The organism is Bradyrhizobium sp. CCBAU 051011 (genome assembly GCF_009930815.1).
GTDB lineage: Bacteria > Pseudomonadota > Alphaproteobacteria > Rhizobiales > Xanthobacteraceae > Bradyrhizobium.
This window is the reverse complement of the sequence record NZ_CP022222.1, coordinates 4,718,722-4,733,098: the sequence shown is the minus strand read 5'-3', so window position 1 is coordinate 4,733,098 and position 14,377 is coordinate 4,718,722. Positions and strand designations below refer to the sequence as shown.

Here is a 14,377-nt window from a genome sequence, read left to right as displayed (position 1 = left end):
ATTCCTGCTGGCTTCTGAGCAGCAGGAGTTACTCTTTCGGCCGCTTGTCGTAAACCCGTTTCGCTTTGCCAAGCGAACGCTCCAAGGTGTTTGGCGCGACGGCCTTGATCCGGGCGGTAATGCCGATGGTGTTCTTAATGAAGAGCGCGACCTTTTCGGCGTGTGGCAACATCCCGCTGCCGTCCCAACTTTCGGGGCGGGCTTCGGCGAGCACGGTCATCTCGTCCATCCGCCCCTCGCGCGTCAGTTCGATGATGAAATGGCCGCCACACCAATCGGTGGCGAGCAGCGCTTCCTCTATCTGGGTGGGAAAGACGTTGACGCCGCGCAGGATGATCATGTCGTCGGAACGTCCCGTCACCTTTTCCATGCGCCGCATGCCGGGGCGCGCGGTGCCCGGCAACAGCCGCGTCAGATCGCGGGTGCGGTAGCGGATGATCGGAAAGCCCTGCTTGGTCAGCGAGGTGAAGACGAGCTCCCCCTTCTCGCCGTCCGGCAGCACCTTCCCCGTTTCGGCATCGATCACCTCGGGGTAGAAATGATCCTCCCAGATGTGCAGGCCATCCTTGGTCTCCACGCATTCCTGCGCGACGCCGGGGCCGATCACCTCCGACAGCCCGTAAATATCGGTCGCGTCCATGTCGAAGGCCTGCTCGATCTCGACGCGCATCGCGTTGGTCCAAGGCTCGGCGCCGAAGATGCCGAATTTTAGCGACGATTTTCTGGGGTCGAGACCCTGCCGCTTGAACTCGTCGAGAATAGCCAGCATGTAGCTCGGCGTCACCGTGATGATGTCGGGTTTGAAGTCATTGATCAGTTGCACCTGCCGCTCGGTCATGCCCCCGGAAACCGGCACCACCGTGCAGCCGAGCTTTTCGGCGCCGTAATGCGCGCCGAGGCCGCCGGTGAAGAGGCCATAGCCATAGGAATTATGAATGATCATGCCGGTGCGGCCGCCGGCGGCGCGGATCGAGCGGGCCATCACCTCCGACCAGATGTCGATGTCGCCTTGCGTGTAGCCGACCACGATCGGCTTGCCTGTCGTGCCCGAGGAGGCATGAACGCGAACCAGCTTTTCGCGGGGTACCGCAAACATGTTGAAGGGGTAATTGTCGCGCAAATCCGTCTTCACCGTGAACGGGAATTTGCCGAGATCGGAAAGCTCTCTGAAATCGGACGGATGCACGCCGGCCGCATCGAAGGCTTTCCTGTAATGCGCGACGTTGTCGTAGGCGTGCTTGAGTGACCAGGCGAGGCGCCCGGTTTGCAATGCCATGATCTCGTCGCGAGAGGCGCGCTCGGCCTCATCCAATTCAGCGCTATAACCACTTCCGCTGGATTTTGGTTTTGCCATGGCCATGGTGCGTTCCCCTTGGTCTGTATGCTTAACCGGCCTCGTTGCCCGCAACCGGCAGCCATGTGCCGGCGATGGTGCGGGAATGGCCGCGGAATTCGGCGATCACGACATCGCCGGCGGTGACACGAACGTCGTAAATTCCGGACCGACCGTTGCGCGAGATTTCGCGCGCGGTCGCGACCAGCACGTCGCCGAGCTTGCCCGGACGGATAAAGGCGATGTCGCATTGCGCGGCGACTGCGCGCTCATTCCGGGAGTTGCAGGCAAAGGCGAAAGTGGAATCGGCCAGCAGGAAGATGAAGCCGCCATGGGCAATACGCTGGCCGTTGACCATGTGCGGCTGCACCGTCATCGTCAGCGTCGCGAAGCCGGGTTTTACCTCGACAATCTTCATGCCGAGGCCCTTGCTGGCGTCGTCTTCCTTCCACATCGCATCCGCGCAGGCGCGGGCAATCTCGTCGGGCGAAAGCGCGACGTTCATAGCGGGTTGCCCGCTCTGCGAGACGGTTCCACGACGTTCTCTCCCTGTATCGTTGCGGGCCTGTTTGGCCTCTTTACGTAGTCAATGTTGGGTCGAAGCACCTGAGGTGTCAACGATCCCGCTATTTCTCAGTTTGTCATTCCGGGATGGTCCGAAGGACCAGACCCGGAATCTCGAGATTCCGGATTCGATGCTTCGCATCGCTCCGGAATGACGCCGTGGTCACACGTGATCGTAATCCACCACGACCTTGTCCGAACAGGGCCGCGCCTGGCAGGTCAGGATGAAGCCTGCCTTCAGTTCCCACGGCTCCAGCGAATAATTGAGCTCCATCTGCGCGTCGCCCTCGACCAGCTTGGCGCGGCAGGTCGAGCACATGCCGCCCTTGCAGGCGAATGGCAGGTCCATGCCGGCACGCAACGCGGCGTCGAGGATAGCCTCACCTTCAGCGACCGGCACCTCGCGGCGCTTGCCGTCGATAATCAACGACGCCATCGCCTTGGGCGGCGCCGAGAGTTCGATCACCTTCTTCGGACGCGGCTTGCCGCCGAATTCCGAGACGAAGCGCTCGACGTGAATACGATCCTCAGCGATGCCGATATCACGGCAGGTCGCCTCGATATCCTCGCTCATGCCCATCGGACCGCAGATGAAGACGTGATCGACGCTCGATGCCGGCACCAGCGAGCGCAGCAGCACGCGCACCTTCTCGCCGTCGAGCCGGCCGTGCAGGATCGGGATATCCTGCTCTTCGCCTGAAATAACGTGGAACAGCGACAGCCGCTGCATGAAACGGTCTTTCAATTCCTCCAGCTCTTCGAGGAACAGCATGTTCGATGTCGAGCGGTTGCCGTAGAACAGGAAGAAGCGGCTGTTCGGCTCGCGCGCCAGCACGCCCTTGACGATCGACAGGATCGGCGTGATGCCGCTTCCGGCGGCGAAGCCGACATAGACGCGCGACTCCTCGGGCGCATGCGCAATGCCGAAGCGGCCGGTCGGCGTCATCACATCGAGCTCGTCGCCGGACTTCAACTCGTCCGCGGCCCAATTGGAGAACGCGCCGCCATCGACCTTCTTCACGGCAATGCGCAGCTCACCGTCGTCAGGGCCGGAGCAGATCGAATAGGAACGGCGCACTTCCTCGCCGTCCATCGTCGTGCGCAGGGTGAGGTATTGGCCGGGGGTGAAGCTGTAGTCGCCCTCCAGCTCTTTCGGGATGACGAATGTCATCGATACGGCGTCAGCGGCCTCGCGGCGAAGGTCATTGACGGCAAGACGATGAAAGCGTGGAGCAAGGGACATCTGCTATCTCCCCGCGTCATTGCGAGGAGCGAAGCGACGACTTGTCCGCCGTAGCTCGAAGAGCGAAGGCGGAAGCAATCCATCTCGCGTCGCATGGAGGCATGGATTGCTTCGCTTCGCTCGCAATGACGGCACTCCCTCTCGGGCTACGCTGAATGAAGACATGATCAATGACACTTGAAATAATCGAACGGTTCGCGGCAGGCCTTGCAGCGCCACAGTGCCTTGCATGAGGTCGAGCCGAATTCGGACAGCAGCTCGGTATTTGCCGAGCCGCACTGCGGACAGGTCACCCGCTGCTCGCCGAACAGCGCGCGGCGCGAATTCGACGCTTGCGGCGGCGCGATGCCGTATTCCCGTAGCTTGTTGCGGCCGTCCTCGCTCATCCAGTCGGTGGTCCAGGCCGGTGAGAGCACAGTTCGGATGGTCGGCCGCCCGAAACCGGCGCGCTCGAGCGCCAGCTCGATTTCAAGCGCGATCATGTTCATGGCGGGGCAGCCCGAATAGGTCGGCGTGATCGCGACCTCGACGCGGCCGTCATGGACCTCGACCTCGCGCAGCACGCCGAGATCGGCGATGGTGAGCACCGGGATTTCGGGATCGACGACCTGCGAAGCCGCCTCCCAGGCGCGCCGGCGCATCTCGGTGTCGCCTGATACCGCCGTCACCATGTTGCCTCCGGAAAGGTCCGCTGCATCGATTGCAGTTCGCTGAGGAGGTGGCCGAGATGCTCGCTGTGCCGGCCGCTGCGGCCGCCCTGCTGCATCCAGTCGTTCTTCGGTAACGCGAGCGTCGCCTCGCCGACGACGCCAGTGATCGTCTTCAGCCATTGCGTGCGCAATGGTGCGGGATCAATCGCGATGCCGGCGTCGATCAGGCCGCGCTCGCTGTCGTCGACCGCGAACATCTCGCCGGTGAAAGCCCAGAGCTCGTCGATGGCCGATTGCGCGCGGCGGTGGCTTTCCTCGGTGCCGTCGCCGAGGCGGACGATCCATTCCGAGGAATGGCGGACGTGGTAGGCGCTTTCCTTTTCCGACTTCGCCGCGATCGCCGCTAGCGTCGGATCGGTGGAACGCATCATCGCGCGCCAGTAGAGATCGGCGAAGGTGGCGTAGAGGAATTGCCGCACCATCGTTCGCGCAAAATCACCGTTCGGCTGTTCCAGCAGCAGCAAATTGCGATACTGCCTGACGTCGCGCAGATAGGCGAACTTGTCTTCGTCGTTGTCCCTGCCCTCGACCTTGGCGGCATAGGAATAGAGCTCGCGGGCCTGGCCGAGCAGGTCGAGCCCCATATTGGCGAGCGCCATGTCCTCTTCCAGCATCGGTGCGTGGCCGCACCACTCCGACAGCCGATGGCCGAGGATCAGCGCATCGTCGGCGCGGCGCAAGGTGTAGAGCACCAGCGGTGTTTCGGAGACGGTGATGTTGGCGACGGTCATATACCTTCGTCCTTGCATCCACTTGTTCATAAACGTCATCCTGAGGAGCCTGTGTAGCAGGCGTCTCGAAGGATGGGCCGCGGGCTACATGGTTCGAGACGGCGCTGCGCGCCTCCTCACCATGACGGCTACATATGTCCCACTTCATCAGGCACGTCGTAAAACGTCGGGTGCCGGTAGATCTTCGACTCCGCCGGCTCGAACATCATGCCCTTCTCGGATGGATCGGATGCGGTGATGGCGCTCGACGGCACCACCCAGATCGAGAGGCCCTCGCCGCGGCGGGTATAGATGTCGCGCGCGGCCTGCAGCGCCAGCGTGGCGTCGGTGGCGTGCAGCGAGCCGACATGCTTGTGCGCCAGCCCGTTGCGGCTGCGGATGAAAACTTCCCAGAGCGGAATGTTCGGCGTTGCCATTAGCTGTCTCCCTACTCTGCGGCCTGCAAGGCGGCGCGCTGCCGGCGCTTGCCGGCATAGGCCATCGCAGCCTCGCGCACCCAGGCGCCGTCCTCATGTGCCTTGCGCCGCGCCGCGAGGCGATCGCGATTGCATGGGCCGTTACCGGCCAACACCTGCTTGAACTCTTCCCAGTCGATCGCGCTGTATTCCCAGTTTCCGTTCGCGTTCTGCTTCATGCCGGGATCGGGAATCGTCAACCCGAGGAACTGCGCCTGCGGCACGGTGGCGTCGACGAATTTCTGGCGCAGCTCGTCATTGGAAAAGCGCTTGATCTTCCACCTGGTGGAGGTGTCGCTGTGCTGACTGACCTGGTCGGGCGGACCGAACATCATCAGGACGGGCCACCACCAGCGGTTCAGCGCATCCTGCGCCATCGCCTTCTGCTCGGCGGTGCCGCGGCACAGCGTCAGCATGATCTCAAAGCCCTGGCGCTGATGGAAAGATTCTTCCTTGCAGACGCGGATCATCGCGCGCGCATAGGGACCATAGGAGCAACGGCACAGCGGAATCTGGTTCATGATCGCGGCGCCGTCGACCAGCCAGCCGATGGTGCCGATATCGGCCCAGGTCAGCGTCGGATAGTTGAAGATCGAGGAATATTTTGCCTTCCCCGCCAGCATCAGGTCGACCAGCTCTTCACGCGAAGTGCCGAGCGTTTCGGCGGCCGCGTAGAGATAGAGCCCGTGGCCGCATTCGTCCTGCACCTTGGCGAGCAGCGCGGCCTTGCGGCGCAGCGACGGCGCGCGGGTGATCCAGTTGCCTTCGGGAAGCATGCCGACGATTTCGGAATGCGCGTGCTGGGAGATCTGCCGCGTCAGCGTCTTGCGATAGGCCGCCGGCATCCAGTCGTTCGGCTCGATGCGCTCGTCGGCATCGATCCGCGCCTGAAACTGCGCAGCCCGTTCGGCGTCCTCAATGTTGCGGTCTTCGCCCTCGGACGTATTGAGCGCCTGCGTGTACATGGCGGACCTCCCGGTATTTGTTGGGAGGCAATATATAACATAAATTACGATATGCAATATAATTCTGTAACATATTTACGGATCGCCAAAGCGCTTCGAAAGTTCCGCGCCGGGCTTTGGCAAGGGGCCGCTTTCGTTGGTGGCATGGCGGTCAAGCCATTGTTCGGACGCGGGAAGCAGCGCGCGATAGATTTCGCCGCAGAGCCTCCGGGCCGCCCTGCCCGGCCAGTCCGCGGGCAACAGTGCGGTCGGCAATAGCGGGTCGCGCAGCACGACGCGGCGGTAATGGTGGATCAGCAGCACACGCGCGGTAAAGGCGTCGGCTTCCGTCAGCCGCTCGCCACGGCCGATCCACTCCCGTAGCGGCGCGAAGGTTTTCATGAACTTCTGATAGGCGTCCGCGGTGCGATGCAGCGGCCAGCTCTCGCTGAGCAGGCGCCGGCCACTGTCGTCTTCGGCGGAGACTTCGAGGCGAATGGCGCTCGCGGCTTCTTCCGGCACCGGCACGCCCGACGGCGCTACCCACACGCCCGGCAGCGGACTGCCGAAGCCTGCATTCTTCAGCGCCTCGCGCGAAGCGTCGCGGTCTTCGCCATTGCCGATCAGCAGCAGTTCGAACCGCCCGGTCCAGTCGGAGGCCGGCGGGCCATAGATGTGTTTCGTTGCGATATCAAAAGTTTGCCGCCCACTCTGCACCAGACGATAGAAGCTATTGCGACCGATCTTGCTGCGCTCGAACCAGCCGTCCGCGGTCAGCCGCGACATCGCGGTACGCACCACGCTGGCGTCGATGTCTAGCTGCTCGAAGAATTCCAGCAGCGTGCCGAGCCAGACCGAGCCGCCGCGCGGCACAATGGCATCGCCGAACACTGTGATAACGATGGAGCCGGTGCGCGACGGTTCGCGCTTCAACTGCTGGATAATGCGGGCAAGCGGCGGCGGCATGCGTCAAGGCATAGCGCGTTTTTTGGGATAGCGACAACGGTCGCTCTTCTCCTTCTCCCCGCGTCCGGGGAGAAGGTCGGGATGAGGGGCTGCTTCCGCAAACGAGATAGACGGGAGTACGCGGATAGCCCCCTCACCGGGCGAGGCTAAAGAGCGCCCGGCGCGCGAGCCGGCTAGCGATGCGGGTTCGGATAAACCAGGCCGCGCCAGCCGCTCCGATCGAACGGCGCCCACTCGCCTTCCGGCTGCGCCAATCGATCGGCAACCGCGTAGACGGCGGCCGGATGATGGCCCATGCCGCAATGGCTGCTCTCGACTTCGATGCTCTCTGACGTCGCCGAGGTCTGCTCCATGCAGCCCTGCCAGGCGCAGATGCCGTCGGTGCGGCTGAAGATGGCGGTGGTCGGCACCGGCGGCGTCGAAGACAGCGCGCCGCCGAAACGGGCATCCTCTTCGTCGGCGCGGCGGCCGCTCGCGATCTCGTAGACGCGCCAGGCGTTAGTCGCCTTCGGGCCCGACGCAAACGGGCTGCCGAGCGTAATCACCGAGCGCACGCGCTCCGGCATCATCTTGGCGAGCTGGCGCGCGTAGAGGCCGCCGAGGCTCCAGCCGACCAGCGAGACCTTGCGGCCATGTGTATCGTTCAACTCCTGCACGAGATCGACCATCGCGTTCTGCACGCCATGGCGCAGACCGAGATTGCGGCCCTGGCGCCAGCCTGAGACGGCGTAGCCGCGATTGCGCAAGAAGCTGCGTAGCGGCCGCGTCGACGTATCGGAAGCGACAAGCCCGGGCAACACCAGCACCGGATGACCATCGCCGCGCGGCGCGAGACTCAGGAGCGGCAATGCACCAAGAAACGCACCTAATTCGGAAATCGCTCGTCCCTCCAGAAACATCAGGGTTCTGGACGGCGGCGAAAGCGTCTGTGCAGCAACGGACATTATGTCTCCTCTCGGGTCGGCCCCTTACGTCGCGGCAGCCGGCCACTGGTTCAGTTAAGTAGACGCAAACGCAGCAGAATCGTTCCGCAGCGCAACATGGCTCCATAAAAAGCTAAGGAACCGATTTTGCTCTTGCAAGCGGGCCAGATCACACTTGGGACAAGTAAAAGCGTTGTCGTGATGAATTAGTCACAGCAACCGAAGCAGGTATTCGAGGGTGTAGAGCGCCAATCCTGCAAGCCCGCCGATCAGCGAGCCGTTGAAGCGGATGTATTGCAGATCGCGGCCGATGTTGATTTCGATCAGCGCGATCAGCTGCCCCATGTCCCAGGATTTCACCTGATCGGAGATGAAGGTGGAGACGCCGCTCTTCTGTTCGGCGACCACGGTGCGCATCACCGCAACGAGACCCTGGTTGATTTCGGTACGCAGTTCGACATCGCCGGCCAAGGCCTCGCCGGCTGTTACGAACATGCGCACGAGATATTGCTCCAGCACCTGCGTCTCGCCTGACGCGCTGCGCTCGAAGAACGATCGCGTATTCTCCCAAATGTGGCGCGCAAGGCTGGTCAGTTCGGGACGCGCCAGCAGATCGCGCTTCAGGCCCTGGATGCGTTCGGCATAAACAGGATCGGTGCCGAGCCGATCGACGAAGGTCAGCACCATCCGATCGAACTCGCCACGGAACGGATGAGCCGGATCGTTACGGACTTCGTCGAAAAAAGCGGTGGCGGAAGCCACGATCTTGTTCACCAGAAACTTGTCGGCGCGATAGAGTTTTAAGAGCGTCGGTAATTCGGCGCGGATCTTTTCGCGGATCATCGCCATCGTCTCGGCCTGCGTCATCGTCTCATGCACGCCGCGGAGGAGATCATCGAGCAGACCTCGGTGCCTGCCCTCCTTCACGAACGCGCGCAAGGTGCCGGCGGCGAGCGGCGCGAGATCGATCGCCATCAGTTGCGCGGTGATGCGCCGGCTGACGAAGGTCACCAGCCCGGAATTCTCCGTCGCCGCGAACGCTTCCGGCAGCAGCCGCAACGCAAACCGCGCGAGATCCTCGCTGCGCTTGCGGTCGCGCAGCCAGTCGGCGATGAACGAGCCGAAATCGATCTGCCGCAGCTTGGCTTCGACGGGCGCGGCCTCCAGGAAATGCTGCTCGATGAATTCGCCGAGCTTGTCGGCGATGCGGTGCTGGTTGCTCTGGATGATCGCAGTGTGCGGGATCGGCAGGCCCAATGGCCGCTTGAACAGCGCCACCACGGCGTACCAGTCAGCGAGACCGCCGATGGTCGCAGCCTCGGCAAAGGCGGCGATAAAGCCGAAGACCGGATGCATCGGCACCAACGCCTTCGCGCCAAGGAAAACGACAAACGTCGCCGCCAGCACCCCCGTCGCCAGCAACTTCACGCGCCGCAGCTCGGCGGCGCGGGCGGCGTCGCCGGGCGTGTCGATGACGAAGGTGGCGGGAAGCGTCATGACGGCTTTCGAAGGAGATTCGCGCCTGCGTCAGCTTACTCCGTCATTTGCGAGCGCAGCGAAGCAATCCATCTCACCGCGGGCGGAAAGGTGGATTGCTTCCGCCTTCTCGCGGAGCTTCGTCAGACAAGTCGTCCGCTTCGCTCCCTTGCGCAAACGCTTCGCGTTTGTCGCAGGCAATGACGGAGGAGGATGCAGCATTGATCTATGCCGACGCCCGACAAAAAGAAGGCCCGCTTAAGCGGGCCTTCGAATTGGGCAGTTATCAGGCGATCGCGATCAGGCGGTCTTGGAATAGACCTTGGAGAAATTGTCCTGCGCGGTCTTGGCACCGTCGGCGACGAGCTTGCCGAGATACTCGGTGGAGGCCTTCGCCCGCGAGACGAGCACTTCGCCGCGCGCACGGACCAGGTCCGACTGGATCTGGGCGGCTTCGCTCAGCGACTTGGCCGAAGCGAGCTTGTCGATGCCGGCGAAGAACGCTTCCGCGTCCTGGTACAGCGCCTGCTGAATGTTGCGGCTGATCTTGGCGGCCTCGGTGACCGAACCGGCAACAGCGGTCTCGATCGCGGCGGTGACCTTCTCGGAACCGGCATGGAAGTCGGCAGCACGAACCTTCGCGGTCTCGGCCTGCTTCTTCACGAACTCACGGGCGGCTTCCGGAACTTCCAGGTTCTGGAGCTTGGTGAACGCCTCGGTGACGGGCGCGAAGGCTTCCTTGACGGTGTTCAGCACGGAATTGGTATCGGTGGTCATTGGGGGTCTCTCCATCCTCAGGTTTGAGCAACGGGGCTCACCCCGTCCGGATTGGCCCGGGGCACGAGTGTTATGCCATAGTTAATGGTGCGACGCAACATTAATGTTGCAGCGCGATATCACGAATTCGTGATTAGCCTGAAGGGTGAGCGATGTGCCCACGAAACCAGCAAAAATTCCACTTTAGGCTAATGCCGGAGCGACCCCGCCTACTGTGCATGGGGTTGTTTCGCGATTTTGTGGTTGGCCCTCAGTGCTGCACCGCCCCGGGGACCCCATACGCCTCGAGCTGCGCCCGGACCTGCGCCACATTGTGCCCGAGCACGACGATATCGTGCTTCTTGCCGTCGACGTCCCGGACGTGGTCCCGCAGCAGGGCCTCGGCCTTGAAGCCCAGGCTTTCGAACAGCGTGATCGCCGCCTGCTGGTCGACCGTCATCTGGACCGACAGCTTCTCCATGCCGGCGCCCAAAGCGAGGGCAAAGGTCTCCTGCGACAGCGCCCGGCCAACCCCCTGCCCGCGGACATCCAGCGAGACCACCATCCGGATCTCGCCGACATGCGGCGACCAGGAATGCGGGTCCCGCACCAGGGTGCCGCAGCCGACCACCGTCCCGCCCTTCACTGCCAGCAGGCTGACGATGGCGCCGCGTTCGATCTCGTTGACCCAGGCCGACAGCACTTTGGGCTGGCTGATATTGCGCGGCAGGAACAGCAGATCATGCGTCGGCAGCTGTTGTGCAAACGCCAGCACCGCCGGCTCGTCGGCGCGCGACATCAGGCGAAATTCGATGTCGCCCGCGTCGGTCTTGACGTGGCGGGGATAGGAACGTGTCTCGCTCATGTTGATCTCTTACCTAGCCAGGAATCCAGTTTCGGCCACAGCCGCTTGATGGCGTTGGCGCCGGCGACGAGGCTGACGTGGCCGCCCTTCAGCATCACCTCTTCCTTGTCGGTCGAGCCGACCTTGGCGATCAGGTGCTTGGCGGCGTCATAGGGCACGATGTGATCGTGCTCGGCGACCGCATGCAGGATCGGCACCGTGATCTTGGAAAGATCCGCGGCGCGGCCGCCGACCGACATGGCGTCGTTATAGAGCTTGTTGTCCCACATCAGGTTCTTGGTGATGTCGCGGAAATACTCTCCGGCCAGCGGCAGCGTATCGGTCGCCCAGCGGTCGAACATCCGGTAGGATTTCACGAACTCGTCGTTCCAGATGTTTTCCCACAATTGCACCTGGCTGACGGTGCGCGAGGCCGGCCGCAGCATCTCGAACGAGGACAGGATCATTTCCGGCGGCACGTTGCCGACGCTGTCGACGAGGCGGTCGACGTCGAAATAGCGGCGGTCGGAGAAATTCTGGAACAGCTTCATCTCCCGGAAATCGATCGGCGTGGTGAAGCAGATCAGGTTCTTCATCGGCCCGTCATTGAAGATCGAGCCATATAGCAGCGACAGCACGCCGCCGAAGCAATAGCCGATCACGGTGACGTCGCGTTCGCCGGAATCCTGCTGCACGCGGCGGACGCAATCCGGAATGAAGTCGAGAACGTAGTCCTCCATCCGCAGGCTTTTCTCTTCCGGCTTCGGCGCGGTCCAATCCAGCATGTAGACGTCGTAGCCGCGCTTCAGGAGAAACTCGATGAAGCTCTGGCCGGGCACCATGTCGAGGATGTAGCCGCGATTGGTGGTCGCCATCACGATCAGGATCGGCACGCGGTAGATTTCATCCGCAATGGGGCGGTAGTGGTAGAGGTTCATGGTGCCGCGAACGGCCAGGATGTCCTTCGGCGTCGAACCGAGCGAGGGACCCGACGAAGAAAAATATTCAACGCCCTTGATGCTGCGCTGGATCGCGCGCTGCACCTCGGACTGGACCCGCTCCGAGATGGAGGCGAAATCGAGACCGGTGGGAGCGTTCATTTTTGCTCACCCTCCGATGGCGGACGCTTGGTGCGCGGCGGTCGTGGCGTGCCGTAGCCGCTCTCCGGAGCGAGCGAATTATGATGCACCTGCTGCAGCAGCACCTTGATCTCATTGAGCTGACCTTCGATGGCCTGGATGCGCTCGGCCATGCCGACCATCTGCGCCCGGCTCGGCAGGTTCATCGCCAAGAGATACTTTTCCATCAGCTCGCCGAGCTGCTTCTGCGCGCCCGCGGTGGCGCCACCGACCTGGTTCATGACCTTGGAAAACTCGGGCGACGCCATTGCCTGGTTGGCAAAGGAGTTGAACCCCTTTTCCATCTCCCCGATCATGGTCTGCCAGATCACGGCAGGATCGTTGCTTTTATCGGCCATTGGCGCCCTCTCCCTGACGGTTACGAGCGCTTGCCACGCTTCGCTTGTATTTGGCCCATACCACACCGTTGCGGCGGGCCGGTCAACCGCTGCCAAGCCTTCTGCGGTGCGGGAAAGCATGCCATAGTTGCTCCGGTATCACTTGAGTGAGGGAAGACACACGCGATGCTCGCCCATCAGCCGCCACAGATCGCCCGCGCCAACGGCATCAACATCTGCTACGAGATCTTCGGCGATCCGGCTTCGGAACCGCTGCTCCTGATCATGGGCCTCGGCGCCCAGATGATCCATTGGGATGACGATTTCTGCCGCCAGCTCGCCGGGCGCGGCTTTCGCGTCATCCGCTTTGACAATCGCGACATCGGCAAGTCCTCACATTTTACTGGCGGCAAGCGGCTGACGCCGTTCGAACTCTTGAAGCAGCGGTTCCTGAAGATCCCGGTGGCCTCGACCTACAGACTGATCGACATGGCCAAGGACACCGTCGGCCTGATGGACGTGCTCGGCATCCAGTCCGCGCACCTCGTCGGCGCGTCGATGGGCGGCATGATCGCGCAGGAAATCGCGATCTCGTTCCCGCAGCGGGTGCGTTCGCTGACGTCGATCATGTCCACCACGGGCAATCCCAAGATCCCGCCGCCGACGCGCGAGGCTGCCGCCGTGCTGATGGCGCCGCCGCCAACATCGAAGGAAGAATATTTCGAGCGTTTCGCCAAGACCTGGAAAGTGCTGCGCGTCGGCTCCTTTCCTGAGGACGAGGCGCTCGATCCGGCGCGCGCCGCACGCACCTATGAGCGCGGTCTCAACCCCGCCGGCGTCGGTCGGCAGTTGCGGGCGGTGCTGGCCTCGGGCAGCCGCAAGGAACGGCTGGCTCAGGTGAAGGTGCCGACGCTGGTCATTCACGGCACCGTCGACCCGCTGGTGCGGCCCGAAGGCGGCAAGGACACCGCGGCGTCCATCCCCGGCGCAAAGCTGCTGATGATCGAAGGCATGGGCCACGCACTGCCGATCCCGATGTGGCCGCAGATCATCGACGCGATCGACAAGCACGCGCATGGCGCGGCGGCGAAGGCGGCGTAGTATTCGTAGCCCGGATGGAGCGCAGCGTAATCCGGGATTCGACCAGCATCGGTACGCCCCCGGGTTGCGCTGCGCTCCACCCGGGCTACGATTTGCTTGCAATCCAGATGATGTGACGCACGCCGCGGCCTTTGCCGGTAGCGCGGATGTTGATTTCGTTGACGTCAAAGCCCGCGCTGCGAAGGCGTTTTGTGAACGCCGCATTGGGGCCGGAAGACCAGACCGCCAGCACGCCTCCCGGCCGCAGCGCTGTGCGCGCCGCGTTCAATCCGCTTGCGCTGTAGAGCGCATCATTGCCCTTGCGGGTCAGCCCCTCCGGTCCATTGTCGACGTCGAGCAGAATGGCGTCGAATTTCGACCGATGCGACCGGATGATTTCGGCGACATCAGCCTCGCGGACGGTGACGCGCGGATCATTCAGGCTGTCACCGAAGATTTCGGCCATCGGACCGCGCGCCCAGGCGACGACGGCCGGGACCAGTTCCACCACCTCGATCCTTGCCTTGCCGCCGAGAACCGCGAGCGCGGCGCGCAGGGTAAAGCCCATGCCGAGGCCGCCGATGAGCATATGCGGGCTGGCGACCTTCTCGATCTTCTTTGCTGCGAGCGTGGCGAGCGCCTCTTCCGAGCCGGACAGGCGGCTGTTCATCAGCTCGTTGCTGCCGAGCATGATCGAGAATTCCTCGCCCCGCCGCTTCAGGCGGAGTTCATCGTCGGTGCCGGGAATGCGGGCGGTGTCGATCTTTTCCCAGGGAATCATGCGGGGCTTTTAGCATGATTGCGCGATGGCGCGGCTCGCGATGAACCGTAGGGTGGGCAAAGCGTAGCGTGCCCACCATTGCAAGCGAAGCCGAGGTTACAATGGTGGGCACGGC

General features: G+C 63.0%; 16 protein-coding genes. 1 reads left to right on the top strand and 15 read right to left on the bottom strand.

The genetic code is table 11. The features are described 5' to 3' along the window. Positions 1-28: 28 nt before the first annotated feature. The 14 genes from paaK to ACH79_RS22105 form a co-directional block, all read right to left on the bottom strand. On the bottom strand, positions 29-1,354 hold the full coding sequence (paaK, locus tag ACH79_RS22170) for a phenylacetate--CoA ligase PaaK (protein WP_371419465.1): 1,326 nt from the start codon (positions 1,352-1,354) through the stop codon (positions 29-31). Positions 1,355-1,385: 31 nt separating this feature from the next. Continuing rightward, positions 1,386-1,838: a hydroxyphenylacetyl-CoA thioesterase PaaI gene (gene paaI / locus ACH79_RS22165; RefSeq protein WP_161852896.1), complete on the bottom strand. Its 453-nt coding sequence runs from the start codon at positions 1,836-1,838 to the stop codon at positions 1,386-1,388. Positions 1,839-2,060: 222 nt separating this feature from the next. Continuing rightward, positions 2,061-3,140: a 1,2-phenylacetyl-CoA epoxidase subunit PaaE gene (paaE, locus tag ACH79_RS22160; protein ID WP_161852895.1), complete on the bottom strand. Its 1,080-nt coding sequence runs from the start codon at positions 3,138-3,140 to the stop codon at positions 2,061-2,063. A 167-nt stretch (positions 3,141-3,307) separates the two neighbouring features. Continuing rightward, positions 3,308-3,811, bottom strand: coding sequence for a 1,2-phenylacetyl-CoA epoxidase subunit PaaD (paaD, locus tag ACH79_RS22155; protein ID WP_161852894.1), 504 nt, complete (start codon positions 3,809-3,811; stop codon positions 3,308-3,310). Further along, the gene (gene paaC, locus ACH79_RS22150; RefSeq protein ID WP_161856492.1) at positions 3,805-4,581 is read right to left on the bottom strand and encodes a 1,2-phenylacetyl-CoA epoxidase subunit PaaC; all 777 of its coding nucleotides are present in this window, start codon (positions 4,579-4,581) and stop codon (positions 3,805-3,807) included. The genes paaD and paaC overlap by 7 nt, the downstream gene beginning before the upstream one ends. Before the next feature lie 128 nt (positions 4,582-4,709). After that, positions 4,710-4,997, bottom strand: coding sequence for a 1,2-phenylacetyl-CoA epoxidase subunit PaaB (gene paaB, locus ACH79_RS22145; protein ID WP_057844448.1), 288 nt, complete (start codon positions 4,995-4,997; stop codon positions 4,710-4,712). An 11-nt stretch (positions 4,998-5,008) separates the two neighbouring features. Beyond that, entirely contained in the window at positions 5,009-6,001 is a 993-nt protein-coding gene (gene paaA / locus ACH79_RS22140; protein ID WP_161852893.1) for a 1,2-phenylacetyl-CoA epoxidase subunit PaaA, read from the bottom strand. Positions 6,002-6,076: 75 nt separating this feature from the next. Next, the gene (gene paaX, locus ACH79_RS22135; RefSeq protein WP_161852892.1) at positions 6,077-6,946 is read right to left on the bottom strand and encodes a phenylacetic acid degradation operon negative regulatory protein PaaX; all 870 of its coding nucleotides are present in this window, start codon (positions 6,944-6,946) and stop codon (positions 6,077-6,079) included. A 173-nt stretch (positions 6,947-7,119) separates the two neighbouring features. Beyond that, the gene (locus ACH79_RS22130; protein ID WP_161852891.1) at positions 7,120-7,890 is read right to left on the bottom strand and encodes a triacylglycerol lipase; all 771 of its coding nucleotides are present in this window, start codon (positions 7,888-7,890) and stop codon (positions 7,120-7,122) included. 189 nt (positions 7,891-8,079) lie between these two features. Beyond that, a complete protein-coding gene (locus ACH79_RS22125) occupies positions 8,080-9,366 on the bottom strand; it encodes a DUF445 domain-containing protein (protein WP_161852890.1) in 1,287 nt (428 codons plus the stop codon). A 279-nt stretch (positions 9,367-9,645) separates the two neighbouring features. Then, complete coding sequence (locus ACH79_RS22120; protein WP_161852889.1) at positions 9,646-10,122, bottom strand: phasin; 477 nt, start codon at positions 10,120-10,122, stop codon at positions 9,646-9,648. A gap of 250 nt (positions 10,123-10,372) precedes the next feature. Further along, the gene (locus ACH79_RS22115; RefSeq protein ID WP_161852888.1) at positions 10,373-10,966 is read right to left on the bottom strand and encodes a GNAT family N-acetyltransferase; all 594 of its coding nucleotides are present in this window, start codon (positions 10,964-10,966) and stop codon (positions 10,373-10,375) included. After that, the gene (locus tag ACH79_RS22110; RefSeq protein ID WP_161852887.1) at positions 10,963-12,045 is read right to left on the bottom strand and encodes an alpha/beta fold hydrolase; all 1,083 of its coding nucleotides are present in this window, start codon (positions 12,043-12,045) and stop codon (positions 10,963-10,965) included. Before ACH79_RS22110 ends, ACH79_RS22115 begins: the two co-directional genes overlap by 4 nt. After that, the gene (locus ACH79_RS22105; RefSeq protein ID WP_161852886.1) at positions 12,042-12,422 is read right to left on the bottom strand and encodes a poly(R)-hydroxyalkanoic acid synthase subunit PhaE; all 381 of its coding nucleotides are present in this window, start codon (positions 12,420-12,422) and stop codon (positions 12,042-12,044) included. The genes ACH79_RS22110 and ACH79_RS22105 overlap by 4 nt, the downstream gene beginning before the upstream one ends. 165 nt (positions 12,423-12,587) lie before the next feature. On the opposite strand from ACH79_RS22105, the gene ACH79_RS22100 reads away from it, so the two are divergent. Next, positions 12,588-13,502 carry an alpha/beta fold hydrolase gene (locus ACH79_RS22100; protein ID WP_161852885.1) on the top strand — a complete coding sequence of 305 codons (915 nt, stop codon included), beginning with the start codon at positions 12,588-12,590 and terminating at the stop codon, positions 13,500-13,502. A gap of 85 nt (positions 13,503-13,587) precedes the next feature. Here the strand turns inward: ACH79_RS22100 and ACH79_RS22095 are convergent, their stop codons facing one another. After that, entirely contained in the window at positions 13,588-14,262 is a 675-nt protein-coding gene (locus ACH79_RS22095; RefSeq protein ID WP_161852884.1) for a spermidine synthase, read from the bottom strand. Positions 14,263-14,377: the final 115 nt, after the last annotated feature.